Raw genomic sequence first — 23,893 nt, 5'->3', positions numbered from 1 at the left:
CTCGGCCGTGTCGCCGCGCCGTGGTGGGATGGAATCGAGGCCGGCGCGCGTTGCTAGTGGCGATTGCCGGTTCAGGTGACGTCAGGAGGTTGTGTAGTGGTGCCGGATCCGGAAGACCTGTACGAGGTGGATTCCGACGTCCCGGTTCTGGACGGTGCGGTGCTGCTGCACCACTTCGACGGTTTCATCGACGCCGGGTCCGCGGGCCGCGCGGTCGCCGACCACCTGCTCGACCAGCTCGGCGGGCCGGTAGTCGCGCGGTTCGACGTCGACCGGTTGCTCGACTACCGTTCGCGGCGCCCGCCGATGACCTATGCCACCGACCACTGGGCCGAGTACGAGGCGCCGGAGCTGGCCGTCCGGTTGTTGCACGACAGTGACGACACGCCGTTCCTCCTGCTCACCGGCCCGGAACCCGACCGGGAGTGGGAGCGGGTCGCCGCGGCCGTGCGGACGCTGATCGAGCGGTGGGGCGTGCGGCTCACGGCCGGGTTCCACGGCATCCCGATGGGCGTCCCGCACACCCGGCCGCTCGGCGTCACCGCCCACGCCACCCGCTCCGAGCTGGTCGGCGGATTCCAGCCGCTGTTCAACCGGATGCAGATTCCGGGCAGCCTGGCTGCGTTGCTGGAGCTGCGGCTCGGCGAGGCCGGGCACGACGCGATGGGCTTCGCGGCGCACGTGCCGCACTATCTCGCGCAGGCGACCTATCCGGCGGCGGGCCTGACGCTGCTCGACTCGATCGAGCGGGCCACCGGGCTGAGCCTGCCCGGCGATGCGCTGCGCGAGGCCGCGCACCGTACTGACACCGAGATCGAACGGCAGGTGGCCGAGTCGGACGAGGTGGCCGAGGTGGTGCGGGCGCTGGAGCAGCAGTACGACGCGTTCGCCTCCGCGAGCGAGAAGGGCAGCCTGCTCGCCGACTCGGAGCAGATGCCGACCGCGGAGGAACTGGGCAGCGAGTTCGAGAAGTTCCTCGCCGAACAGCAGGGCCGCGGCGAGTCCGGCGAGTCCTGATCGGAGTGCTCGCCGCCGGCCTCGCTCGCCGGCGGAGAGGGAACGTGCCCGCCCGGCTCGCCCGGCCAATGTCGCCTGCTGGTCGCTCTGCCGGGCTGGGTCGTGATCAGCCTCCTTGTTGATCTTCGGCCTGGTACGGCCCTGTCGCCTCGGACGCGGCCGGAGTGAGTACGTCCTCCGAATTTTCCGCGGTGGTGTCGAATGGCGTCGAGCCCGTTCGTCGCCAAGGTGAGAGGCCCGGCAACGGGCCGGTCGTCACCCACCGGAGGCCCACGATGTTCATCACCACCGCTCCCGCGAAGCCCACGACCAACCAGCCCACGGTGGATCACGAGAACGTAAGCGCCACCCTGACTGTCGCCGCGCCCGCCACGAGGGTGTTCGCCGTGCTAGCGGACCCGGCGACCCATGCTGCGATCGACGGCACCGGTTGGGTTCAGGAATCTGTCGACCGGGCGCCGCTGACCGAGGCGGGACAGATCTTCCGGATGGACATGCATCACCCCGACCATCCGAACGGTGACTACCAGGTGGTCAACAAGGTCCAGGTGCTCGACCCGCCGCGCGCCATCGCCTGGCTGACGGGGCAGGAGAAGGACGACGGTCACCTGGAGTTCGGCGGCTGGATCTGGCGCTACGACCTGGCGCCGCTCGGTCCGTCCGAGACCGAGGTCACGCTCACCTACGACTGGTCGGCCGTGCCGCAGTTCATCCGCGAGCGCGGCATCCGGTTCCCGCCGTTCGGCCCTGAGCATCTCACCAACTCGCTGCACCACCTGGCCGAGCTCGCCGCACCGACGACCGGCGGCCAGACACCTGGTGGGCGACCGTAGGAGGAATAGTCAGGGCCGCTGACCACACTCACCTTCGCCACCGTCTCTTTTCACACCCGATCAACCGCACTCGAGGAGAACATCATGACCGCTACCTACACCTTCGACGTCTTCACCAGCCTCGACGGCTTCGGCGCCGCCAGCGGCAACTGGACCGGCTACTGGGGCAAGCAAGGCCCCGAGCTGCTCGAGCACCGCCTCGCCCTGTACCGCGAGGAGCAGCGGATGGTCCTCGGGGCGAACACGTATCGGGCATTCGCGCGGATGCTGGCCTTGAGCACCGAGGAGTCCGAGGTGCGTGACCCATGGGTCACCCGGATGAGGAACCTGCCGGCAACGGTCGTGTCGACCACGGTGCAAGGACCGCTCGACTGGCCGGACGCAACCGTAGTGAGCGGCGACGCCGTCGACATCGTCGCCCGGCTCAAGGAGGAGTCCGAGGTGCCGTTGCGCTCGCACGGCAGCCTGTCGCTGAACCGGGCGCTGATGGCCGCCGGTCTGGTCGACCGCGTCCAGGTGACGCTCTTCCCTGTGATCACCGGTCAGACCGGGCTGGACCCGATCTTCCAGGGTGGGGCCGACTTCGACCTCGAGCTGATCGAGAGCCGGACGCTCGACGGCCATACCCAAGAGCTCATCTACCGGCCAACCCTGCATGTCTGAGTCCATGCTTGCCCCGTTACCTTCTTCGTAGCTACTGATCAAGGAGCTGTGGTCGCCAGGTCCGGCATGGCTGATGTCCCAGTCGAGTCCATGATCCAGGGGGTGCCGGCACTGTTCGACAAGCTCTCCGCGCACGGGCCGCTGCTGGTCATCGTCGACCAGCCCGCCACGATCGGCGGTGTGACGACGTACCAGGACCCGGATTTCCCGGAGCGCGAACTCACCGTCAGCCTCCGGGATGGTCTGGACGAGAGCTTCGTGAGGGCGCCGAGGTCCCCGCTGGGCGGAGCGGTCAGGCCACGGTGAACGGCGAGCCCGCTGACGCCGACGGGCACTGTTCGCGGCGCTGGCCGGCACGCGCGCCCAGCCGGTCGAGCCGGCCATCGTGCTCGGCCGCTTCCTGCGCGCGCTGGGCTTACCCGCTACCGCGGTGCCGGATGATCCGGAGGGGCGTGCGGGCTCTACCGGAGCCTGCTCGCGGAACGCCGGGTCCTGGTGGTGCTCGACGACGCGCTCGACGAGGCGCAGTTGGTGCCTTTGATACCGTCACCGGACGGATGCGGCTGGGCGCTCTCGGTGGTGCGCGCAGAATTCAGCTACGCGAGATGTCCGAAGTCGACAGCCTGGCTTTGCTGTGCAGCAGCATGGGAGACCGACTGGACTCGGCGGCTCGCGCGGAGCTGTCCACTCTGGTGCGGCTGTAGCATGCCGTTGGTTCCCCGGTGCTTCGGTGGCGAGTCGGCGCAGCCGTCCTTGGTCAGCACTCCCGCCGGTGGGTTCGAGCCGCGCGGCCGGAACCGCAGAACTCCCACCGAGACAACGGAGATCACCACCTGGCTCGACGTGCACCGCGTTAGATGTGCGGGAGCGGCGAGCCGAGCAGCGTTCGGGACTGGCGAGGTAGATGCCCGTGAGGTGGCCGGCACCGCCGACGCGGTCACGTAGCCGACTCGCCCGTCCTGATGTCCTCGCCGCTGCGCCAGAACTGCGTGCACGCCTACAGGCCGAACGCCATCGCCGGCACGCCGATCGAAAGCAGCACGATCGTGACCACGGTCGCCTGCTGGATGTCGTTGGCATCGCCGAAGTCGTCGGCCGGGAGGTACGCCAGGTTCCACCAGATCAGCGCGCCGGCCACGATCATGACTATCGCGGCCCCGCAGATCCACAGGTCGAGCCGCCACCGGTAGGAGAACAAGCGCCAGAACGGCCGCGCCTTGCGCATGACACGACCGTTCGGGCTCTTCGCCGCCTGCCGTTGGTACCAGCGGGCGTAGGAGATCTTCTTGACCAGCGAGCCGAGAACGGCGCCGTTCACGGGTGTGATGAGGGCGCCCCACAGGAACCAGACGAAGAAGATGTCGAAGTCCCGATCCATGGTCACCGGTGATGATCACCGTTGGGTGTTTGACCTGGAAAGACAGGTGGTGCGCGATACTGGGATCGAACCAGTGACCTCTACCGTGTCAAGGTAGCGCTCTCCCGCTGAGCTAATCGCGCGAGGCGGAGACGGGAATCGAACCCGTGTACAGGGCTTTGCAGGCCCTTGCCTGAACCACTCGGCCACTCCGCCGTGAGTCTGAACCGGATTGCCGGACCGCTTCTCCGTGAACCCGGTTCAACTGCGGGGTGCCGCCGCAGTCNGCTTTGCAGGCCCTTGCCTGAACCACTCGGCCACTCCGCCGTGAGTCTGAACCGGATTGCCGGACCGCTTCTCCGTGAACCCGGTTCAACTGCGGGGTGCCGCCGCAGTCGAGCGGACGACGGGATTCGAACCCGCGACCCTCACCTTGGCAAGGTGATGCGCTACCAGCTGCGCTACGTCCGCATTCCGCGACCCCGTGTCTCAGGGACCCGTTGTCGTGGTGTGTGCAGGAACTGTATCGGACCGCGAGGCCGCGTGTGAACGGGGGGTGTCTCCCACGCCACCGGGCTCGCCATCAGCCCAGATCGTGCGGGATCAGGCGGGTGAGCGCGTCGTCCACGTCCACCCACAGGTGCTCGTTGCCCGGAAGCACGACGTCGTAGGTGCGGTCCAGGAAGTCGGCCAGCTCCTGCGCCGATGCCTCGAACATCGCGTGCCCCGAGGGGGAGTTCAGCTCGATCAGCACCGATTCGGGGTCCTCGACCGAGGGTCGGATCCGGACGTCGCCGTCACCCGCCTCGGCCAGCAGACCGTCGGCGAGGAGGTCGCGTGCGTACACCCATTCGACCCAGCCGGCCCGGCCGGTGCGGAACGCGGCCACCACGGCGTACGGGTCGCGGGTGTCGTAGCGGAGCTCCACCTTCACCGGCACGGCCGGGGTCCGAGGCGCAAGCAGGTCGAAGACCGCCGTGGACCGGAGCGTCACGTGATCGTTTCGCATCGTCTTACCCTTCTGCTCCCTTCCCGGCCGGGCTGGCCGAGCTCGACACTGAGACGTGCCCGGGTGCCGGCTCGCTCGCCGTTCCGCTCGAGATCACCCTGACGTGTGTCCCGGGCCCACCCGTTCGTCTCATCATCGCTCCCGGCTCGTCGGCCCTCGCGCGCGACCATGCTGATCGTCCACCCGGTACATACTGCTCGGTTTAACGCGTGGGCGATAGAACCGTCGCGCGAATGTCGGAGGTGACCTCGATCCCCTTCCCGTGCCTGCCGCCGGTGGCACGCTCGCTAGCTCGCTGTTGTTCGCTGCGTACCGATACGTGTGCGCAGCGTGTGTGGGTTCGAACCACCCGTTTGTCGGCGGCCGAACGGGCTCCGGTACAGTCTGTTCTCACAACCGCGAGGGGCGATTAGCTCAGCGGGAGAGCGCTTCGTTCACACCGAAGAGGTCACTGGTTCGATCCCAGTATCGCCCACGCAGATCACGGTCCAGGCCCGGCAACGCCGGGCCTTTTCCGTCTTCCCCGTGTTCCCCTCATTCCTCTTTTTCAACCCGCGCGCCGGGGAGCCGATTCCTGCCGTGATCCGCCTCACGTCGCGCTGAGTGCGTCCGGTCGGGTGATACGCCCGGCCGCGTGATGTCATCGATCAACTGATCACTTTCGGTAGTTGGTGGCCCGCTCACCTTGATCACCGTTCGTAACTTCCTGCTATCCGATCGCATGATCGATCTGCTTTGGACGGTGCCCCTCCGGCGTTGGTCACCTGTAACGCTGTGCCGAGCGTCACCGATACCACCGCATGTATTCCTCGATCGGCTACTAACTGTGCACTACGGCCGATTACTCGGTGGAGTCATCTCCGGAACGCGTTCGCGTGCGGAAGATCCACAACCGAATGACGCGGGAGGCTCCATGACAGAGTCGGTGCGGCCGTCATCGCGACCATCGGACGAGGTGCCGCCGCTCGGCCTTCACGCAGTCTCCGCCGCCGGGGATCCCCGCCGTGGCACCGTGCCCGCCGGCCCCATGATGGCCTGGGAACGGCGATATCGCGGCTGGGTGATCGCTGCCGACTCGCTGGCCGCGCTGGCCGTGATCGCGGTGGGCACCGTGCTGATCGGCGGTCCGGGCCGGGTGGACGAGCCACACGCGATCGGGACGCTCGCCGCCGTTGTCGGATCGTTGTTCGTCGGCAGGGCGTGGAGCCGGCGCGGGCTCGGCGAGGGCGCCGAGGAGTTCCGGCTGCTCGGCCGCGCCCTGATCTCCGCGGCCGTGCTCGTGGCGTTCGGCGGGCTGCTGGCCGGCGCGCTGGAGGTGCAGCCGTGGGTCTTCTACGTGGTGCCCGCCGTCGCGCTGGTCGTCTTTCCCGAGCGGTTCCTGCTCCGCAGGGTGCTGCACCGGGCGAGGCGGCGCGGGCAGTGCCTGCTGCCCGTCATGGCCGCCGGACATCCGGGCACGGTGTCCGGCCTCATCGAGCGCACCCGGGCGGCATCGCACGTCGGCTGGCGGGTCGAGGCCGTCTGCACTCCCGCCGGTTCCGAGGGCTGCGGTGAGGTGGAGGGCGTTCCGGTCGTCGGACGGCTCGACGGGCTCGCCGAGCAGGTACGCCGCGGCGGCTATCGCGTGGTCGCCGTCACCGCGGACCAGTACTGGACCCCCGACCGGTTGCAGCGACTGGCCTGGGATCTGGAGGGCACCTCCGCCGAACTGGTCGTCGCGCCGGTGCTCATGGACGTCGCCGGGCCGCGGCTCAACGTCACCGGTGTGCTGGGAATGCCGCTGCTGCGGGTGACCGCGCCGACGTTCAGCGGCGGCCGCCGGTTCGTCAAGGAGATCGTCGACCGGGTGGGCGCGGCGCTCTTGCTGCTGGTGGCCTCGCCGCTGATGCTCGCCATCGCCGTTGCGGTCAAGCTGGGCGACCGTGGTCCCGTCATCTACCGGCAGCGCCGGGTCGGCCGCGACGGCGACGTGTTCACGATCCTCAAGTTCCGCACCATGATCGTCGACGCGGAGCGGGTGCGGCTGCGCCTGGTGGGCGACAACGAGGGCGCGGGGCCACTGTTCAAGATCCGTAAGGATCCGCGGGTGACGAGGGCGGGGGCGCTGCTGCGGCGCTACTCGCTCGACGAGCTGCCTCAGCTGTTCAACGTGCTCACCGGGCAGATGTCACTGGTGGGGCCCCGGCCGCCGTTGCCGGAGGAGACCGCGCAGTACGCGCCCGAGGTGCACCGGCGCCTGCTCGTGAAGCCCGGCCTCACCGGGTTGTGGCAGGTGAGCGGGCGCAGCGAGCTCTCCTGGGAGGAGAGCGTCCGGCTGGACCTGCGCTACGTCGAGGACTGGTCGCTGGCGCTGGACATGATGATCATGTGGAAGACCGCGCGCGCCGTTCTCGTCGGGCGGGGCGCCTACTGACTCGTGAGTGGCGACCCGCGTTCTAACTCGTGTGCGCACTCACGAGGGCTCGGCGGGGTAACGGTGGACGGCGGATAGCATCGGCAGGGTAGGACAAACCCGCGCACGACCCTGCGCAGCTTTCAGCACAGCTCAGCCAGCCGAAGGAGCCCACCGTGTCCCAGCCGTCGTCAGTCCCGGCCGTGCCCGCCGAGCGCGTGGTGGTACCGGCAGGCACTACGGCGGGTACCGCGGTGCGCGAGGCCGGGCTGCCGGTCAAGGGCGCCGAAGCCGTCGTCGTGGTGCGGGACCCGGAGGGCGCGCTGCGCGATCTGGCCTGGACCCCGGCGGAGGACGTCGAGGTGGAGCCGGTCGCCGCGAACACCGAGGACGGCCGCAGCGTGCTCCGGCACTCGGCCGCGCACGTGCTCGCGCAGGCCGTGCAACAGCAGTTCCCGGACGCGAAGCTCGGCATCGGGCCCCCGGTCAGGGACGGCTTCTACTACGACTTCGCCGTGGAGACCCCGTTCACCCCGGAGGACCTGCAGGCGCTCGAGAAGCGCATGAAGCAGATCGTCAAGGGATCCCAGCAGTTCTCCCGCCGCGTGGTGGATTCGGTCGAGGCGGCCAGGGAGGAGCTGGCAGGCGAGCCGTTCAAGCTGGAGCTCGTCGACCTCAAGTCCGAGGCAGGCTCGCTGGACACTGTGGACACCTCCGAGGTGATGGAGGTCGGCGGGGGAGAGCTGACCATCTACGACAACCTCGACCCGCGCACCAGGGAACGCGTGTGGAGCGACCTGTGCCGCGGCCCGCACGTGCCGACCACGAAGCACATCCCGGCGTTCAAGCTGACCCGCGTGGCGGCGGCGTACTGGCGTGGCGACGAGAAGAACCCGCAGCTGCAGCGGATCTACGGCACCGCATGGGAGTCGCAGGAGGCGCAGGACGCCTACCTGGAGCTGCTCGCCGAGGCGGAGCGGCGTGATCACCGCAAGCTCGGCGCCGAGCTGGACCTGTTCTCTTTCCCCGAGGAGATCGGCTCCGGGCTCGCCGTGTTCCACCCGAAGGGCGGGATCATCCGCCGCGAGCTAGAGAACTACTCGCGCAGGCGGCACGAGGAGTCCGGCTACGAGTTCGTGAACACCCCGCACATCACCAAGAGCGGGCTGTTCCACACCTCCGGCCATCTGCCGTACTACGCGGACACGATGTTCCCGCCGATCCCGTTCGAGGGTGAGGACTACTACCTCAAGGCGATGAACTGCCCGATGCACCACCTGATCTTCCGGTCCCGCGGGCGGTCCTACCGTGAGCTTCCGCTGCGGCTGTTCGAGTTCGGGACGGTGTACCGGTACGAGAAGTCCGGCGTCGTGCACGGCCTCACCCGCGTGCGCGGGCTGACCATGGACGACTCGCACATCTACTGCACGAAGGAGCAGATGCCGGGCGAGCTGCGGTCGCTGCTGCGGTTCGTGCTGGACCTGCTGGCCGACTACGGCCTCTCCGACTTCTACCTGGAGCTGTCCACCCGGGGCGAGTCCGGGAAGTTCATCGGCGAGCAGCAGGAGTGGGACGAGGCAACCGAGACCCTGCGCCAGGCCGCGGAGGAGTCCGGCCTCGAACTCGTCCCCGACCCGGGTGGCGCGGCCTACTACGGGCCGAAGATCTCGGTGCAGGCCCGCGACGCGATCGGGCGTACCTGGCAGATGTCCACCATCCAGCTCGACTTCAACCACCCCAGGCGGTTCGAGCTGGAGTACACGGCACCGGACGGCTCCCGGCAGACCCCGGTGGTGATCCACCGGGCGCTGTTCGGCTCCATCGAGCGGTTCTTCGGAGTGCTCACCGAGCACTACGCGGGCGCGTTCCCGGCCTGGCTGTCGCCGGTTCAGGTGGTGGGCATCCCGATCGCCGACGAGCACGTGGACCATCTGCTCGGCGTGGAGAAGGCGTTGCGGGCGAAGGGGATTCGCGCCGAGGTGGACACCGGCGACGACCGGATGCAGAAGAAGATTCGCAACCACACCACGCAGAAGGTGCCGTTCATGCTGCTGGCAGGCGGAAAGGACGTCGAGGCGGGTGCCGTCTCCTTCCGGTTCCGGGACGGCGGCCAGATCAACGCCGTACCCGTGGCCGAGGCGGTGGACGCGATCGCGGGCTGGATTGCGCGCCGGGAGAACGCGTCGCCGAACGCCGAGGCGCTGGGAGCCCTCGTTGGCCGGTGAGGGCGAGCGGGGCCGGCCGGACACCGGTCCGGAGATCGTCGGCCAGGACGGGGTGGGGGTCCCGGACCCGCTGCAGCGGCTGTGGACCCCACACCGGCTGGCCTATGTCCAGGGCGAGAACAAGGCCGAGGGCGACGAGCCGACCGGCTGCCCGTTCTGCAGGCTGGTGAGCCTGGAGGACGCCGAGGCGCTCATCCTCGCGCGCGGGCGCACGGTGTACGCGGTGCTGAACCTGTATCCGTACAACCCCGGGCACCTGATGGTCGTGCCGTACCGCCATGTCGCGGACTACACGGACCTGGCCACCGAGGAGACCCTCGAGCTCGCGGAGTTCACCCAGCGCGCGATGCGGGTGGTGCGCTCGGTCTCCGGCGCCCACGGGTTCAACATCGGGATGAACCAGGGAGTCATCGCCGGGGCGGGCATCGCCGCCCACCTGCACCAGCACGTGGTGCCCAGGTGGGGCGGCGACGCCAACTTCATGCCGGTCGTCGGCCATACGAAAGTGCTGCCGCAGCTGCTCGGGGACACCCGGCAACTGCTGGCCGACGCCTGGTAGGTTCCGGCTCCTCAGGCCTGCAGCCCGGCCTCGATGTTCAGCTCGATCCTGATCTTCTCGCTGACGACGGCGGCCGGGATCGTGGCGCCGACGCCGAAGTCGCTGCGGTTGATCTCCGTCGAGGCCGAGACACCGAGCACCGTGCTGCCCTCGGTCATGCCGGGGCCGAAGCCGCCGAGCTCGGTGCGCAAGGTCACCGGCCTGGTCACGCCGTGCAGGGTCAGCTCACCGTCGACGAGGTAGTCCTCGCCGTCGGTCCGGACACCGGTCGAGCGGAAGGTCAGGGTCTCGAACTGCTCGATGTCGAGGAAGTCGGCGCTCTTGACGTGGCCGTCGCGCTGCTCGTTGTTGGTGTCGATGCTGCCTGCCTGGATCGTCGCGGTCACCGAGGAGCCGGCCAGGTCGCTCGCCGTGACGATCTCGCCCTCGAAGATGCTGAACCGGCCGCGGACCTTCGATACGCCGAGGTGGCGGACGGTGAACGTGACGTCGGAGTGCACCGGGTCGATCACCCAGGTGCCGACGGTGTAGCCGGGAATCTCCGCGGTCGCGGCGCTGGTGGTCATCTGTTTCCTCCAAGAGATCTGCGGCGAGCTCGTTTGTTGAGCTCTCAATCAGGACTCTAACCGAAGATGATTGAGGGCTCAACTAGGGGTAGTATGGATCTCATGTCCGGAACCTCCTGGCTGAGCGACGAGGAGCAGCGCGTCTGGCGTGACTTCTCGGCGGCCGTCAACATGCTCAGGGCGCATCTGGAGGCGCAGCTCCAGCGCGACGCCGGGATGCCGCACGCCTACTACGAGATCCTCGTCGTGCTTTCCGAGGCGCCTGGCCGCGTCCTGCGGATGAGCGAGCTCGCTTCGGCCACGCGCTCGTCGCGCAGCAGACTCTCCCACGCGGTCGCCAGGATGGAGGCCAGCGGCTGGGTTCGCCGGGAGTCCTGCCCCACCGACCGGAGGGGCGCCTTCGCGCACCTCACCGCCGCCGGCCTCGCCGCGCTCGAAGACGCCGCGCCCGGGCACGTCGAAGCCGTGCGCGCCAGCCTTTTCGACGCGTTGACCCCCGAGCAGATGCGCCGGCTCGGTGAGATCAGTGCCGCGATCAGGGACAGGCTCGCACCCCGGTGCGCCGAAGCCGAGGCCGAGGAGATGGAGCGGCTCGAGGACGGCGAGCGCGCCGGCGGCTGAGCGGCGACGGCGTTTCGGCGGCATACGTGCAGGTTGTGTCGGTGCGACTCGATAGGGTTCATCCGGCAACCCGACCACGCAGCAACCTGCCACCCGTAGGACCGATGCTCAACATCTTCGCGCGCGCTTCCGTCTCGCGTGTCACCGATCCGATCGGTGCCGCGCTGGTCCGGGTCGGCCTCACGCCCAACGTCATGACCGTGCTCGGCACCGTGGGCGCGGTCGCCTGCTCGCTGATCTTCTTTCCCCAGGGCATGTTGCTGGCCGGCACGTTCGCGGTCTGGGGCTTCACGATGCTCGACCTGCTCGACGGCGCGATGGCCAGGGCCCGGGGGACGGGCACGCCGTTCGGCGGTGTGCTCGACTCCACCTGCGACCGGCTCGCCGACGGTGCGCTGTTCGCCGCGATCACCTGGTGGTCGTTCGCGGTGGCGGACAACCAGCGGGCGGCCGCCGCCGCGCTGATCTGCCTCGTGCTCGCGCAGGTGATCTCCTACGTCAAGGCCCGCGCGGAGGCGTCCGGCCTCACCGCCGACGGCGGCCTCGTCGAGCGGGCCGAGCGGCTGATCATCGCACTGGCGGGAACGGGGCTGCAGGGCTTCGGCGTACCGCATGCGGTGGAGGTCTCGCTGTGGCTGCTCGCCGCGCTTTCGGCCGTCACGCTGCTGCAGCGGCTGGCCGCGCTCGCGGGCTCCGCGCGGGAGGCACGGTCGTGAGCGGCCTCGGCGGGCGGCTCGGCGATATGGGTTACGGCGTCGGCTGGCGGCTGGTGCGGGCGCTGCCGGAGACGCTCGCGACCGCGGCGTTCTCGCTCGGCGCGGACATCGCAGCCCGGCGGGACGGTGAGAAGGTCCGGCAGCTGCGCAGCAACCTCGCGCGCGTCGTGCCGCAGGCGGGCCCGGTCGAGCTGGACGAGCTCACCCGCCGCTCGCTGCGCTCATACGCGCGTTACTGGCAGGAGGCGTTCCGGCTGCCGTCGATGGACCTCACGGCGGTGTACCGGGAGGCGGACCGGACGATCAGCGGGGTGGAGAACCTCGACGCCGCACTGGCGGAGGGCAACGGTGCGGTCGTGGCGCTGCCGCACAGCGGCAACTGGGACGTGGCCGGAGTGTGGCTCGTCGGTCACTCCGGCCGCTTCACCACGGTCGCCGAGCGGCTCGAGCCCGATTCCCTGTACCGGCGTTTCGTCGCCTACCGCGAGTCGCTCGGTTTCGAGGTGGTGCCCGCCGACGGCGCCGCGTCGTTCCGGTTGCTGCTCCAACGCCTGCGGGAGAACCGGGTGGTGTGCCTCGTCGCGGACCGCGACCTCACCACCTCCGGTGTCCCGGTCACCTTCTTCGGGGCGGAGGCGCGGCTGCCGGGCGGCCCGGCCCGGCTCGCCGCGAGCACCGGCGCCGCGCTGCTGCCGGTCGGATCCTGGTTCAGCGACGGCGGCTGGGGGCTGCGAGTGCACCCGCGGATCCGGGTCAACGACCGGGCCGAGGTGCCCGCGGCCACCCAGGCGCTCGCCGACATCTTCGCGGGCGACATCGCCGCGCACCCCACCGACTGGCACATGATGCAGCGGTTCTGGGTGGCCGACCTGCCGCGGGAGCACCCGGTGCGCGCGCGGAAAGCGGGCTGAGCGATGAACATCGGCATCGTGTGCCCTTACTCCTTCGAGGTGCCGGGCGGAGTACAGGGCCACGTCGTCGACCTGGCGAAGGTCCTGCTCTCCCGCGGGCACCGGGTGTCCGTGCTCGCGCCGGCCGACGAGGACGCCGAGCTGCCCGAGTTCGTGCATCCCGCGGGACGTGCCCTCGGCATCCCGTACAACGGCTCGGTGGCGCGGCTGCAGTTCGGACCGGTCTCCTACGCGCGGGTCCGCCGCTGGATCCGGGAGAACTCGTTCGACGTGCTGCATCTGCACGAACCGGCCGCGCCCAGCCTGTCGCTGCTGGCGCTGAAGGTGGCCGACGGTCCGATCGTCGCCACCTTCCACACCTCGACTCCGCGCTCCCGCACGCTGTCGGCGTTCCAGCCGGTGCTGCGGCCCCTGCTGGAGAAGGTCACGGCCCGGATCGCGGTGTCCGCGCTGGCCCGGCGCGTGCAGGTGGAGCATCTCGGTGGCGACGCCGTGGAGATCCCCAACGGCGTCGACGTGCCGTTCTTCGCCGCCGCGCGCCCGCTGGAGGGCTACCCGCGCGAGGGCGGCACCATCGGCTTCGTCGGCCGGTTCACCGAGTCCCGCAAGGGCATGGGCGTGCTGCTCGACGCGCTGCGGAGCCTGGCGCCCGAGCTGCCCGGGCTGCGGCTGCTCGTGGTCGGCAGGGGAGAGGCCGACACGCTGCGCCGCCAGGCCGGCCCCGGGCTCGCCGACCGGATCGACCTGCTCGGCCAGGTCGACGACGAGACCAAGGCCAGGGCGCTGCGCAGCGTGGACATCTACTGCGCGCCCAACATCGGCGGCGAGAGCTTCGGCATGATCCTCACGGAGGCGCTCGCCGCGGGTACCCCGGTGGTCGCCAGCGCGCTGGACTCCTTCCGCCGGGTGCTCGACGACGGCCGCGCCGGGGTGCTGACGCCGGCCGGTGACGCGGGGGCACTCGCCACCGCGCTGCGGGAGCTGCTCGCCGATCCGCCGCGGCGCGAGCGGCTCGCCGCGGCGGGGCGCGAGCGGGTCGCGATGTTCGACTGGGGCACCGTCGTCACGCAGGTGCTGCGGGTCTACGAGGCGGCCGTCGCCGCCGACCCGCGCACGGTGAGCGCCGTCCAGGACGGGCCACGATGAGCGCACTGCTCGTGCTCCTCACCGTGCTTGCCGTTGTCGTCGTGCTGGGCGGTCTGTGGCTGGTGGCCACCGCCAACCGGCTCGACCGGCTGCACGTGCGGATGGACGCGGCCTGGGCGGCGCTGGACGCCGCGCTGGCCCGCCGCGCCGTGGTCGCCAGGACGGTGGTGGCCGCCGCGGGGCTGCCTGCGGGGCAGGCGGAGGCCCTGCGGGTGGCGACCGAGGGCGCCGAGATCACGCCGAGGCCCGAGCGGGAGCTCGTGGAGAACGAGGTCACCCGCCTGCTCGCCGATGTCGACCGGCACCGGCTGCCAGCGCCGCTCGCCGCCGAGCTGACCGACGCGGAGCATCGCGTGGTCATCGCGCGCAGGGTCTACAACGACGCCGTGCGCGACACGCTCGCCCTGCGCCGCAGGCGCAAGGTCCGCTACTTCCGGCTGGCCGGCAAGGCGCGGCTGCCCGAGTACTTCGAGATCGCCGAGCCTTCACTGGTCACCGAAGGCGGCAGGCCGACGCCGAGGACGGCGGCACGTGTGCTGCTGGTCGACGAGAAGCGGCGGGTGCTGCTGTTCAACGGTCGGGATCCGGGCCGCGTCGGCGAGTCCTTCTGGTTCACCACGGGCGGCGAGGTGGCGGACGGTGAGGACCTGCGCTCGGCCGCGGCGCGCGAGTTGCGCGAGGAGACCGGCCTGGACATCCCGGGAGACCGGCTGGTCGGCCCGGTCTGGCGCCGCCGGGTGGAGTTCAGCTTCGACGGGCGCCGCTACGAGGGCGACGAATGGTTCTTCGTCGCCGAGCTCACCGGCGCGGCCGAGCCGCGCATCGACACGTCCGGCTTCACCGAGCTCGAGGTCTCCACGGTCGACGAGTACCGGTGGTGGAGTGCCGAGGAGCTGTGCGACACCGCCGAGACCGTCTACCCGGTGCAGCTGGCGGAGTTGCTGCCGGAGCTGCTCGATTCCGGCTGGGACGGCAGGCTGCGGTCGATCCACTAGGGACGGGACCGTGGCAGACTGGCCGGCATGGCAGCCAGCGGAGCCCACGACCCGGCGTGCGACGTGGCGCACGGGGACACCGAGCAGCCCGCCACGGCGCGGACACTGATCGCCGTCTTCGCCTCGCCGGTGGCACGGTACCTGCTCACGTACGGCCGTGACCTCGGCTTCCGGCCGGTCCTGGTGGAGCCCGACGCCGATCGGGCCCGGTCGGTGCAGGACTCTTTCGACATCGTCGCCGGTGTACCACGGCTCGACGAGGACACCGATGTCGTCGTCACCGACCATCACCGCGCGGAGCTGGGTGAGGTGCTCCGCGACGCGCTGGCCGGGCCGGCCCGCTGGATCGGCGTCATGGGCAACCCGCGCCACCCCGGTCCGCACGTCGGCGCGCTCGCCGAGCTGGGCGTCGCCCCGGACGACATCGCCAGGGTGCACCGGCCGGTCGGCCTGAACATCGGCTCCCGCACACCACCGGAGATCGCCGTCGCGACCCTGGCCGGCCTGCTCGCCGACCGCAACGGCCGCACCGGCGGATTCGACTTTCTGAGTGCCTGGTGACCGGTCGTGAGTGCGCAGGCGAGTTAGAACTCGGGTAGGCACTCACGAGGTCAGCGGGCGGCGAGGCTTTCCGGCAGCGGATCGTAGCGGGCGTGGCGGCGGGTGAAGGTCGCGCTGCCCGAGGTGAGCGACCGCAGGTCGATGGCATAACGGAGCAGTTCGGTGGCCGGCACGTCGGCGCGGACGATGGTCCGCCCGCCCGGAGCCGTCTCGGTGCCGAGCACCCGGCCGCGACGGGACGAGAGGTCGCCGAGGACCGCGCCGACGTGCTCGTCCGGCACGTCGACCGTGACCTCGTCGAGCGGTTCGAGCAGCACGACACGACCGTTCGCGGCGGCGTCCTTCAGCGCGAGCGCGCCCGCGGTCTGGAACGCGGCGTCGGAGGAGTCGACGCTGTGCGCCTTGCCGTCGACGAGCGCCACCCGCACGTCCACCACCGGGTGGCCTTCGACGAGCCCCTTCTGCAGCTGCGCGCGGACGCCCTTCTCGACGCTCGGGATGAACTGATGCGGCACCGCTCCACCGACCACCCTGTCCACGAACTCGAAGCCCGCGCCGCGCTCGAGCGGCTCGACCTCGATGTCGCACACCGCGTACTGGCCGTGGCCACCGGACTGCTTCACGTGCCTGCCGTGCCCGGTCGCCTTGCCTGCGAACGTCGAGCGCAGCGGTATCCGCACCTCTTCCGTGCCCACGTCCGCGCCGCCCGCGCGGAGCCGGGAAAGCACCACGTCGGCGTGTGCCTCGCCCATGCACCACAGCACGAGCTGCGCGGTCTCGGCGTTGCGTTCCAGCCGCAGCGTCGGGTCGCCCGCGACGAGCCGGGAGAGGTTACGGGCCAGCGCGTCCTCGTCGCTGCGGGTCCTGGCCAGCACGGCCACCGGGAGCAGGGGCTCCGGCATCGTCCACGGTTTCATGAGCAGCGGATCGTCCGGATTGGACACGGTGTCGCCCGTCTCGGCCGTGCCGACCTTCGTGAGCGCGCACAGGTCGCCTGCGACGCAGTACGGCACCTCCCGCAGGTTCGTCCCGAGCGGCGAGTACAGGTGCGCGACCCGCTCGTCGGCGTCGTGGTCCTCGTGGCCGCGCTCGGCGAGGCCGTGGCCGGACACGTGGACCGGCCGTTCGGGCCGCAGGGTGCCGGAGAAGACCCGCACCAGCGAGACCCGGCCGACGTAGGAGTCGACCGCGGTACGGACGACCTCCGCGGCGAGCGGGCCGCCGGGGTCGGCGGTCAGCCGGGGCCGCGGGACACCGTCGGGTGAGCACACCTCCGGCACCGCGTGTTCGAGTGGGGAAGGGAACGCGCGGGCGATGCCGTCCAGCAGTTCGGCGAGCCCGACGCCGGTCGTCGCGCAGACCGGAATCACCGGATGGAACGAGCCCCGCGCCACGGCCGTCTCCAGATCGGCGATCAGGGTCGACTCCGCGATCTCCTCACCACCGAGGTAGCGGTCCATCAGGGTCTCGTCCTCGCTCTCCGCGATGATCCCCTCGATCAGCTCGTTGCGCGCCTCGGTGAGCCTGGCGAGGTCGGCGGGACCTGGTTCGCCGACGGTCGGCGGATAGCCCGCGGAGTAGTCGAAGAAGCGCTGCGTGAGCAGTCCGACGAGGCCCTGCCGGTCCCCTTCGGCAGGCAGGTACAGCGGGAGCACACCCGCACCGAACGCGGCCTGGCACGCGGCGATCTCGCCGTCGACGTCGGCCCGCGGATGGTCCAGCCGGGCGATCACGACCGCGCGCGGCATGCCGACGTCCGCGCACTCCTGCCACAGCGCCACGGTCGCCGGGTCGACGCCCTCGCCCGCGCAGACGACGAAGAGGGCCGCGTCCGCGGCCCGCAGCCCCGCGCGCAGCTCGCCGACGAAATCGGCGTAGCCGGGGGTGTCGATCAGGTTGATCTTGATGCCGCCGTACTCGATCGGGGCGACCGCGAGCCCCACCGACCGCTGCTGCCGCACCGCGGCCGGGTCGTGGTCGCACACCGTGGTGCCGTCCACCACCGAGCCAGCGCGGCCGAGCGTGCCGGACGCGACGAGCAGTGCCTCGGTCAACGTCGTCTTGCCGGAACCGGAAGGGCCGACCAGCACGACGTTGCGCAGCTTGCGCGGATCGTCCACAGCGACCGCGGCTCCGGCGTCCCCGTTCTTCGCTTGCTTATCGGCCATCGCGGGCCTCCTTGCGCCGACATGGTCCGGGCGGGTGTTTCCGAGGGTGTGCCCTCGATCACACACCCGATCCGGGTCACCGGCAAGGGGTGCCGGAACAAGTGGAGAAGTGGACTGCTGAGATTGCCGCGCAATGGCCTGTGTCAGCGGTCCACGTCACACGTATCCTGGGAAAAAGGAAAGCCCCCTTTCGTGAAAGGTCCCGCCGTGTCAGACGCCCTGTCCCAGCACTCCTCCCTGCCCGAGACCGGCACCGCGCGCGTGAAGCGCGGCATGGCGGAAATGCTCAAGGGCGGCGTGATCATGGACGTCGTCACACCCGAGCAGGCGAAGATCGCCGAGGACGCCGGTGCGGTCGCGGTGATGGCGCTCGAGCGCGTGCCCGCGGACATCCGCGCGCAGGGCGGCGTGGCCAGGATGAGCGATCCCGACCTGATCGACGGCATCATCTCGACGGTGTCGATCCCGGTCATGGCCAAGGCCCGCATCGGTCACTTCGTCGAGGCGCAGGTGCTGCAGTCCCTCGGTGTCGACTACGTCGACGAGTCCGAGGTGCTGACCCCGGCCGACTACGCCAACCACATCGACAAGTGGGCGTTCACCGTCCCGTTCGTGTGCGGCGCCACCAACCTCGGCGAGGCTCTGCGCCGGATCAACGAGGGTGCGGCGATGATCCGGTCGAAGGGTGAGGCCGGTACCGGTGACGTGTCCAACGCGACCACCCACATGCGCAAGATCCGCACGGAGCTGCGCAGGCTCGCCGCGCTGCCCGAGGACGAGCTCTACGTGGCGGCGAAGGACCTGCAGGCGCCGTACGAGCTGGTGAAGGAGATCGCCGCGACAGGCAAGCTGCCGGTGGTGCTGTTCACGGCGGGCGGCATCGCCTCGCCCGCGGACGCGGCCATGATGATGCAGCTCGGCGCCGAGGGCGTGTTCGTCGGTTCCGGCATCTTCAAGTCCGGGAACCCGGCCCAGCGGGCCGAGGCGATCGTGAAGGCCACCACCTTCCACGACGACCCGGACGTGCTGGCGAAGGTGTCCCGTGGCCTCGGTGAGGCCATGGTGGGCATCAACGTCGACGACGTCCCCGAGCCGCACCGGCTCGCCGAGCGCGGCTGGTAGTCCGTCCGGACCGGCCCGGCGTCCCGACGGGATGCCGGGCCGTCGTCATGTGTGCAGCTGGTGGGTCGCTGAGTCGCCCGACTGTTCGCGGCTGTGCTCCAGCAGGCGCGGGTAGTCGGTGGCGATGCCCCGCAGGAGGGTCTCCACGGCCCGCTCGATCTCGGCGTCGCTGATCGGCGCGTGACCGAACAGGACCCGGTAGTGCACGAGTGACCCGAGCAGGTCGAGGGTCAGGTCCAGCTCGACGTCCTCACGCAGGTCCCCGCGCGCGATCGCGCTGGTGAGCATCCGCTCGACGGCGGCGCGAGGCGGGTCGAACAGCATGGTCATGAAGTCCGCACGCAGCTCGTCGCGCGTCGCGCAGTCGGCGAGCAGCGGGCCGAGCACGTCCGGTGGCATCCGCCGGAAGGCGGCGACGAAGACGCTGATGCCCTCGTTGAGGTCGCACATCGTGCAGCCGGTGTCGGGGACCGTGACCTCGCCGAGCCGCCGCGCGAGGGCGGCGAGCACGAGGTGCTGGCGGGTGGGCCAGCGGCGGTAGATCGCCGGCTTGGTGGTGCCCGCCCGCCGCGCGACCTCCTCCAGGGTGAGCCGGCCGTATCCCGACTCGTCGAGGACGGCGAGCGTCGCGTCGAGCAGGGCCACGTCGATCTGCGAGTCCCGTGGCCTGCCCGCTCGCGTGGCTGCGCGACTGGGTTGCATGGCAGCGATCCTATCTATAAATTACGTTACGACACGTAATGTTATAGAGAAGGTGGTGCGAATGACGTCGGATGCCTCCGCCGAGGCCGTACCGCGGGCCGGGAGGCGCGCGTGGGCAGGGCTCGCGGTGCTCGCCCTGCCCACGCTGCTGCTGGCCGTCGACAACACGGTGCTGTTCCTCGCGCTGCCGCACCTGAGCGCCGACCTGCGGCCGACGCAGACCCAGCAGCTGTGGATCATGGACAGCTACAGCTTCCTGATCGCGGGCTTCCTGGTGACGATGGGCGGCCTCGGCGACCGGATCGGCAGGCGCAGGCTGCTGCTGATCGGCGCGACCGCTTTCGGTGCGGCGTCCGTGCTGGCCGCCTACTCGGTGAGCGCCGAGATGCTCATCGCCGCCCGCGTGCTCCTCGGGATCGCCGGGGCGACGCTGATGCCCTCGTCCCTCGCGCTGATCAGCACGATGTTCCAGAACCCACGGCAGCGGGGCTTCGCCATCGGTGTCTTCGTCAGCTGTTTCATGGGTGGTGGCGCGGTCGGGCCGGTGGTCGGCGGCGCGCTGCTGGAGTGGTTCTGGTGGGGCTCGGTGTTCCTCCTCGGCGTCCCGGTGATGCTGGTGCTGCTCGTGTCGGCGCCGTTCGTGCTGCCCGGTGGTCGCGGCACCGGCTCCGGCCGCCTTGACCTGGCCAGCGTCGCGCTGTCACTGGCGGCGATCCTGCCGGTGGTATACGGCCTCAAGGAGCTGGCGAGCGAGGACGCGGGCTGGCCGGCGATCGTGGCCACGGTTGCCGGGGTGGTGTTCGCAGTGGTCTTCGTGCGCAGGCAGCGGCGCCTTGCGGACCCGTTGCTGGATCCACGGCTGTTCCGCAACCGGGCCTTCAGCGCCGCGCTGGTGATCCTGCTGCTCGGCATGGTCCTGCAGGGCGGGAGCTATCTGGTCGTCAGCCAGTATCTGCAACTGGTGGAGGGACTGTCCCCGATGCGGGCCGGGCTGTGGCTGATGCCGCCCGCGCTGGCCCTGGTGGCCGGCTCGCTGATGGCCCCGCTGCTGGCGCGCCGGGTGCGGCCCGCCATGGTGATCGCGGCCGGGCTGGTCGTGTCCGCGCTCGGCTTCGCGCTGCTCACGCAGGTCGACCGTGGATCAGGGCTGATGCTGCTGACGACCGGCCTCGTCATCGGCTTTCTCGGTGCGGCGCCCGTGGGTGTGCTGGGGATCGACCTGATCGTCGGCTCGGCGCCACCCGAGAAGGCGGGCTCCGCGTCGTCGGTGGCCGAGACCAGCGGTGAGCTCGGCGTCGCACTTGGTGTGGCGACGCTCGGCAGTGTGGCCGCGGCCGTCTACCGCGCCCAGGTCGTCGACGGGCTGCCGGCGGAGGTGCCGGAGGAGGCGGCCGAGGCCGCCGGGGAGACCCTGCCGGGTGCCGTCGCCTCGGCCGGAGAGCTGCCGGCGAACCTGGCCGCCGAGGTGCTCGCCGCCGCGGGCGACGCCTTCGCCACCGGTCTCAACGTGGTCGCCGGGGTCGCGGCCGCGGTCTCCGCCGTGCTCGCCGTGCTGGCGGTGACCATGTTGCGGCGGCTGCGCCCGGGTGGCGGGGACTCCGCCGGCTGAACGCGGGAGGTCGCGACGTGCTTGCAGGCCGGGACCACCCTCAGGGGCGGCGTCCGCGCGGAGGCCGGCCCGTTCTTCATGACGTCGGGAACAGCTCGATCTTCGCGGTGTGGCCGTTGGCGCCGGCGAGTTTGGCGTCGCAGGTCACGAGGGGCACGGCGGCTAGCCATCCATCCATGGTGGGGCCTTCGGCGGCCAGTCTGGACTCCTCGCGCTCGACGTACGACGCGATCGTGAGCGCACCACGCGTCCGTGGCCGTCGGCTGCGGGGCTCCCGAGGGGTCCGATCTGCGTTGTCGGACATGCGCCAAGGCTAGCGCCGGAGCCGACGAGAACCGGCTCATTTCACACGTGTTCGGAGACCATCACCGCCACCGTGTGCTGTTCCAGCGCCTCGAAGACGTGCGCCTGGTCGCCCGGATAGGCGATGTAGTCACCGGGGGCCAGCTCGACCGGGTCGTCGGCCACGCCGATCCGCGCCCGGCCCGCCGAGAGTACGACATGCTCGACCACACCGGGCATGTGCGGATCGGACTCGCGCGGCGTACCGGGCTGCACGGTGATCAGGTAGATGTCCCGGCGCGCATTCGGCGGGCAGGACGCGAGCAGCGTCGCCACGTAGTCGGCGCGCTCGGAGAACACCGCGGGTCCCTCACCGGCCCGGATCACCTGGACCTGCGGGCGCGGCGGCTCGACCAGCCGCGCGAACGGAACGTCCAGCGCGACGCCCAGCGCCCACAGTGTCTCTACGCTCGGGTTCCCGGTGCCGGACTCCAGCTGGGAGAGGGTGGACTTCGCGATGCCCGCCCTGCGGGCCACCTCGGTCAGGGAGAGTCCGGCCCGCTTGCGCTCGCGCTGCAGGGACGCGGCGATCGCGGCGAGCGGGGCGCCGCCGTTGCTGCCCTCGGCCATCTGTTCGCTCCAGAAGTCGTTCTGTTCGGCTTGACGAACGTGCGCGTCGTTGTCCAATATACGATGCTATGCGTTCGATATGGCGAACCCTGGATCGAGACCTCGCCAGGGACATCGGTCTGGTCTGCGTCGCCGACGGCGTCGTCGGCGTCTCGTTCGGCGCGATCGCCGTGAGCTCGGGCTTCCCGCTGTGGCTGCCGATGCTGCTCTCCCTGGTGGTGTTCGCCGGCGCGGCGCAGTTCATGTTCATCGGCATCGTCGCCTCGGGCGGCAACCCGGTCGCCGCCGTGCTCGCGGGCCTGCTGGTCAACACCCGGCACGTCCCGTTCGGTTTCGCCGTCGGCGACGTGCTCGGCGGGGGCTGGGCGCGGCGGATCGCAGGCAGCCACCTGATGATCGACGAGACGGTCGCCTTCGCGCTCGCGCAACGGGACACCGAACGGCGCCGCGCCGCCTACTGGGCGTGCGGGGTCGGGCTCTTCCTGAGCTGGAACGTGGGTGTGGTGCTCGGCGCGTTCGGCGGGACGGCCGTCAGCGACACCGCCGTGCTCGGTCTCGACGCCGCGTTCCCCGCGGTGCTGCTCGCGCTTCTCCTGCCCTCGCTGCGGGAACCAGCGACGCGCAGGGCCGCCCTGGTGGGTGTGGCGATCGCCCTGGTCACGGCGCCTTTCCTGCCCGCGGGTCTGCCGGTCCTGCTGGCGCTCGCCGGCGTGCTGGCCGGGCTCGGCTCCGGGGGCCGGACGAAGAGGACGGAGGTCGCGGGCCGATGAGCACCCCGCTCGTTCTCGTTCTGTGCACCGTCGTGCTCGCCGCGGGCACGTTCGCCTTCCGCATCGCCGGTCCGTTGCTGCGTTCCAGGATCGAGCTCTCGCCGCGGCTGGAGCGGCTGATGGCCGTCGCGGCTGTGGTCCTGCTGGCCGCGCTCGTCGCGACGACCGCCCTGCTGGAAGGGCACGAGTTCGCCGGGTTCGCCCGTCCCGCCGGGGTCGCCGCGGGCGGGGTGCTGGCCTGGAAGAAAGCCCCGTTCGTCGTCGTTGTACTGGTAGCGGCAGGGACGGCGGCCGGGCTGCGGCTGCTGGGGGTGCCCTGATCGGACGTCCCGGTGGTACCTCGGGTCCCCTCATCGGTGTCCGCGCCGCGCCATTAGGGTTGACCAGCGGAATCGCCGGAAGGATGGATCTCGGGTGTCGAACGTGCGGCCGGTCGTCGGGGTGCTCGCCCTGCAGGGTGACGTGCGCGAGCACGCCGCGATGCTGGAGCGCGCCGGGGCCCGTGCGGTGCCCGTGCGCAGGCCGGAGGAGCTGTCCGAACTGGATGGCATCGTGCTGCCGGGTGGTGAGTCCACCACGATGTCGCGCCTGCTCGCCACATTCGACCTGCTCGAACCGCTGCGCGAGCGGATCGCGGGAGGTCTGCCTGCCTTCGGGTCGTGCGCGGGCATGATCCTGCTGGCGAAGCAGGCGCTCGACGGAAGGCCGGACCAGCACCAGCTGGACGGGCTGGACATCGTCGTGCGGCGCAACGCCTTCGGCCGTCAGGTGGACTCCTTCGAGGGCGATCTCGACTTCACCGGCGTCGACGGCGGACCGCTGCACGCCATCTTCATCCGCGCGCCGTGGGTCGAGAAGACGGGCGAGGGCGTCGAGGTGCTCGCCCGCATCCCGGACACCGGGGACGCGGGAGCGGCGGCGGCTAGGATCGTCGCGGTCCGGCAAGGGACGGTGCTCGCCACCGCGTTCCACCCCGAGCTCACCGGCGACGAGCGGGTGCATCGGCTGTTCGTCCGCGTCGTGCGGGACACCTAGGGTG

General features: G+C 70.6%; 25 protein-coding genes and 4 tRNA genes. 19 read left to right on the top strand and 10 right to left on the bottom strand.

Features of this window, described 5'->3' with window-relative positions:
• Nucleotides 1–96 precede the first annotated feature (96 nt).
• The 4 genes from JAP66_RS28135 (at nucleotide 97) to JAP66_RS28120 (ending at nucleotide 2,819) form a co-directional block, all read left to right on the top strand.
• On the top strand, nucleotides 97–1,017 hold the full coding sequence (locus JAP66_RS28135; RefSeq protein WP_199434880.1) for a proteasome assembly chaperone family protein: 921 nt from the start codon (nucleotides 97–99) through the stop codon (nucleotides 1,015–1,017).
• Nucleotides 1,018–1,292: 275 nt separating this feature from the next.
• On the top strand, nucleotides 1,293–1,850 hold the full coding sequence (locus JAP66_RS28130) for an SRPBCC domain-containing protein (RefSeq protein WP_199434879.1): 558 nt from the start codon (nucleotides 1,293–1,295) through the stop codon (nucleotides 1,848–1,850).
• Between the two features lie 84 nt (nucleotides 1,851–1,934).
• On the top strand, nucleotides 1,935–2,513 hold the full coding sequence (locus JAP66_RS28125; RefSeq protein WP_199434878.1) for a dihydrofolate reductase family protein: 579 nt from the start codon (nucleotides 1,935–1,937) through the stop codon (nucleotides 2,511–2,513).
• A gap of 66 nt (nucleotides 2,514–2,579) precedes the next feature.
• Nucleotides 2,580–2,819: a hypothetical protein gene (locus JAP66_RS28120; protein ID WP_199434917.1), complete on the top strand. Its 240-nt coding sequence runs from the start codon at nucleotides 2,580–2,582 to the stop codon at nucleotides 2,817–2,819.
• A gap of 691 nt (nucleotides 2,820–3,510) precedes the next feature.
• Here JAP66_RS28120 and JAP66_RS28115 read toward each other — a convergent pair.
• The 5 genes from JAP66_RS28115 to JAP66_RS28095 form a co-directional block, all read right to left on the bottom strand.
• Entirely contained in the window at nucleotides 3,511–3,897 is a 387-nt protein-coding gene (locus tag JAP66_RS28115; protein WP_199434877.1) for a hypothetical protein, read from the bottom strand.
• Nucleotides 3,898–3,938: 41 nt separating this feature from the next.
• A tRNA-Val gene (locus tag JAP66_RS28110) sits at nucleotides 3,939–4,013 on the bottom strand.
• Nucleotide 4,014: 1 nt separating this feature from the next.
• Nucleotides 4,015–4,086: transfer RNA gene (locus tag JAP66_RS28105), tRNA-Cys, on the bottom strand.
• 182 nt (nucleotides 4,087–4,268) lie between these two features.
• Nucleotides 4,269–4,341 (bottom strand) — tRNA-Gly (locus tag JAP66_RS28100).
• A 112-nt stretch (nucleotides 4,342–4,453) separates the two neighbouring features.
• Nucleotides 4,454–4,879 carry an SsgA family sporulation/cell division regulator gene (locus tag JAP66_RS28095; protein WP_199434876.1) on the bottom strand — a complete coding sequence of 142 codons (426 nt, stop codon included), beginning with the start codon at nucleotides 4,877–4,879 and terminating at the stop codon, nucleotides 4,454–4,456.
• A gap of 403 nt (nucleotides 4,880–5,282) precedes the next feature.
• Between JAP66_RS28095 and JAP66_RS28090 the strand changes: the two genes are divergently transcribed.
• From JAP66_RS28090 to JAP66_RS28075, 4 genes are all read left to right on the top strand, one after another.
• Nucleotides 5,283–5,354, top strand: a tRNA-Val gene (locus JAP66_RS28090).
• A 438-nt stretch (nucleotides 5,355–5,792) separates the two neighbouring features.
• Entirely contained in the window at nucleotides 5,793–7,292 is a 1,500-nt protein-coding gene (locus JAP66_RS28085; protein ID WP_199434875.1) for a sugar transferase, read from the top strand.
• 155 nt (nucleotides 7,293–7,447) lie between these two features.
• A complete protein-coding gene (thrS, locus tag JAP66_RS28080) occupies nucleotides 7,448–9,496 on the top strand; it encodes a threonine--tRNA ligase (protein WP_199434874.1) in 2,049 nt (682 codons plus the stop codon).
• The gene (locus JAP66_RS28075) at nucleotides 9,486–10,055 is read left to right on the top strand and encodes an HIT family protein (protein ID WP_199434873.1); all 570 of its coding nucleotides are present in this window, start codon (nucleotides 9,486–9,488) and stop codon (nucleotides 10,053–10,055) included. The genes thrS and JAP66_RS28075 overlap by 11 nt, the downstream gene beginning before the upstream one ends.
• 11 nt (nucleotides 10,056–10,066) lie before the next feature.
• Here the strand turns inward: JAP66_RS28075 and JAP66_RS28070 are convergent, their stop codons facing one another.
• Nucleotides 10,067–10,621: a YceI family protein gene (locus JAP66_RS28070; RefSeq protein ID WP_199434872.1), complete on the bottom strand. Its 555-nt coding sequence runs from the start codon at nucleotides 10,619–10,621 to the stop codon at nucleotides 10,067–10,069.
• Nucleotides 10,622–10,723: 102 nt separating this feature from the next.
• Between JAP66_RS28070 and JAP66_RS28065 the strand changes: the two genes are divergently transcribed.
• From JAP66_RS28065 to JAP66_RS28040, 6 genes are all read left to right on the top strand, one after another.
• On the top strand, nucleotides 10,724–11,242 hold the full coding sequence (locus JAP66_RS28065; protein ID WP_199434871.1) for a MarR family winged helix-turn-helix transcriptional regulator: 519 nt from the start codon (nucleotides 10,724–10,726) through the stop codon (nucleotides 11,240–11,242).
• A gap of 104 nt (nucleotides 11,243–11,346) precedes the next feature.
• Nucleotides 11,347–11,958, top strand: a complete 612-nt coding sequence (gene pgsA / locus JAP66_RS28060; protein WP_199434870.1) for a phosphatidylinositol phosphate synthase — start codon at nucleotides 11,347–11,349, stop codon at nucleotides 11,956–11,958.
• Nucleotides 11,955–12,869, top strand: coding sequence for a phosphatidylinositol mannoside acyltransferase (locus tag JAP66_RS28055; protein WP_199434869.1), 915 nt, complete (start codon nucleotides 11,955–11,957; stop codon nucleotides 12,867–12,869). Before pgsA ends, JAP66_RS28055 begins: the two co-directional genes overlap by 4 nt.
• 3 nt (nucleotides 12,870–12,872) lie before the next feature.
• On the top strand, nucleotides 12,873–14,015 hold the full coding sequence (locus JAP66_RS28050) for a glycosyltransferase family 4 protein (RefSeq protein WP_199434868.1): 1,143 nt from the start codon (nucleotides 12,873–12,875) through the stop codon (nucleotides 14,013–14,015).
• Nucleotides 14,012–15,010 (top strand): NUDIX hydrolase, encoded by a 999-nt coding sequence (locus JAP66_RS28045; protein WP_199434867.1) that lies wholly within the window; start codon nucleotides 14,012–14,014, stop codon nucleotides 15,008–15,010. Before JAP66_RS28050 ends, JAP66_RS28045 begins: the two co-directional genes overlap by 4 nt.
• A gap of 27 nt (nucleotides 15,011–15,037) precedes the next feature.
• Entirely contained in the window at nucleotides 15,038–15,571 is a 534-nt protein-coding gene (locus JAP66_RS28040; RefSeq protein WP_199434866.1) for an XdhC family protein, read from the top strand.
• A gap of 50 nt (nucleotides 15,572–15,621) precedes the next feature.
• Here the strand turns inward: JAP66_RS28040 and JAP66_RS28035 are convergent, their stop codons facing one another.
• Complete coding sequence (locus tag JAP66_RS28035; RefSeq protein WP_199434865.1) at nucleotides 15,622–17,739, bottom strand: elongation factor G-like protein EF-G2; 2,118 nt, start codon at nucleotides 17,737–17,739, stop codon at nucleotides 15,622–15,624.
• 207 nt (nucleotides 17,740–17,946) lie between these two features.
• Between JAP66_RS28035 and pdxS the strand changes: the two genes are divergently transcribed.
• Nucleotides 17,947–18,861, top strand: coding sequence for a pyridoxal 5'-phosphate synthase lyase subunit PdxS (gene pdxS, locus JAP66_RS28030; protein WP_199434864.1), 915 nt, complete (start codon nucleotides 17,947–17,949; stop codon nucleotides 18,859–18,861).
• 45 nt (nucleotides 18,862–18,906) lie between these two features.
• Here pdxS and JAP66_RS28025 read toward each other — a convergent pair whose 3' ends face one another.
• Entirely contained in the window at nucleotides 18,907–19,563 is a 657-nt protein-coding gene (locus tag JAP66_RS28025; protein ID WP_199434863.1) for a TetR/AcrR family transcriptional regulator, read from the bottom strand.
• 61 nt (nucleotides 19,564–19,624) lie between these two features.
• On the opposite strand from JAP66_RS28025, the gene JAP66_RS28020 reads away from it, so the two are divergent.
• Complete coding sequence (locus JAP66_RS28020) at nucleotides 19,625–21,172, top strand: MFS transporter (protein ID WP_199434862.1); 1,548 nt, start codon at nucleotides 19,625–19,627, stop codon at nucleotides 21,170–21,172.
• A gap of 76 nt (nucleotides 21,173–21,248) precedes the next feature.
• Here the strand turns inward: JAP66_RS28020 and JAP66_RS28015 are convergent, their stop codons facing one another.
• Nucleotides 21,249–21,476, bottom strand: coding sequence for a hypothetical protein (locus JAP66_RS28015; RefSeq protein ID WP_199434861.1), 228 nt, complete (start codon nucleotides 21,474–21,476; stop codon nucleotides 21,249–21,251).
• A gap of 41 nt (nucleotides 21,477–21,517) precedes the next feature.
• Nucleotides 21,518–22,084 carry a helix-turn-helix domain-containing protein gene (locus JAP66_RS28010; protein WP_199434911.1) on the bottom strand — a complete coding sequence of 189 codons (567 nt, stop codon included), beginning with the start codon at nucleotides 22,082–22,084 and terminating at the stop codon, nucleotides 21,518–21,520.
• Between the two features lie 68 nt (nucleotides 22,085–22,152).
• On the opposite strand from JAP66_RS28010, the gene JAP66_RS28005 reads away from it, so the two are divergent.
• The 3 genes from JAP66_RS28005 (at nucleotide 22,153) to pdxT (ending at nucleotide 23,889) form a co-directional block, all read left to right on the top strand.
• Entirely contained in the window at nucleotides 22,153–22,854 is a 702-nt protein-coding gene (locus tag JAP66_RS28005) for an AzlC family ABC transporter permease (protein ID WP_199434860.1), read from the top strand.
• Nucleotides 22,851–23,174 (top strand): AzlD domain-containing protein, encoded by a 324-nt coding sequence (locus JAP66_RS28000; RefSeq protein WP_199434859.1) that lies wholly within the window; start codon nucleotides 22,851–22,853, stop codon nucleotides 23,172–23,174. The genes JAP66_RS28005 and JAP66_RS28000 overlap by 4 nt, the downstream gene beginning before the upstream one ends.
• Before the next feature lie 94 nt (nucleotides 23,175–23,268).
• Complete coding sequence (gene pdxT / locus JAP66_RS27995; protein ID WP_199434858.1) at nucleotides 23,269–23,889, top strand: pyridoxal 5'-phosphate synthase glutaminase subunit PdxT; 621 nt, start codon at nucleotides 23,269–23,271, stop codon at nucleotides 23,887–23,889.
• Nucleotides 23,890–23,893 lie beyond the last annotated feature (4 nt).

The organism is Qaidamihabitans albus, from assembly GCF_016464705.1.
In the GTDB taxonomy this organism is placed as follows: Bacteria; Actinomycetota; Actinomycetes; order Mycobacteriales; family Pseudonocardiaceae; genus Qaidamihabitans; species Qaidamihabitans albus.
This window is presented reverse-complemented; position numbering and strand designations above follow the sequence as displayed.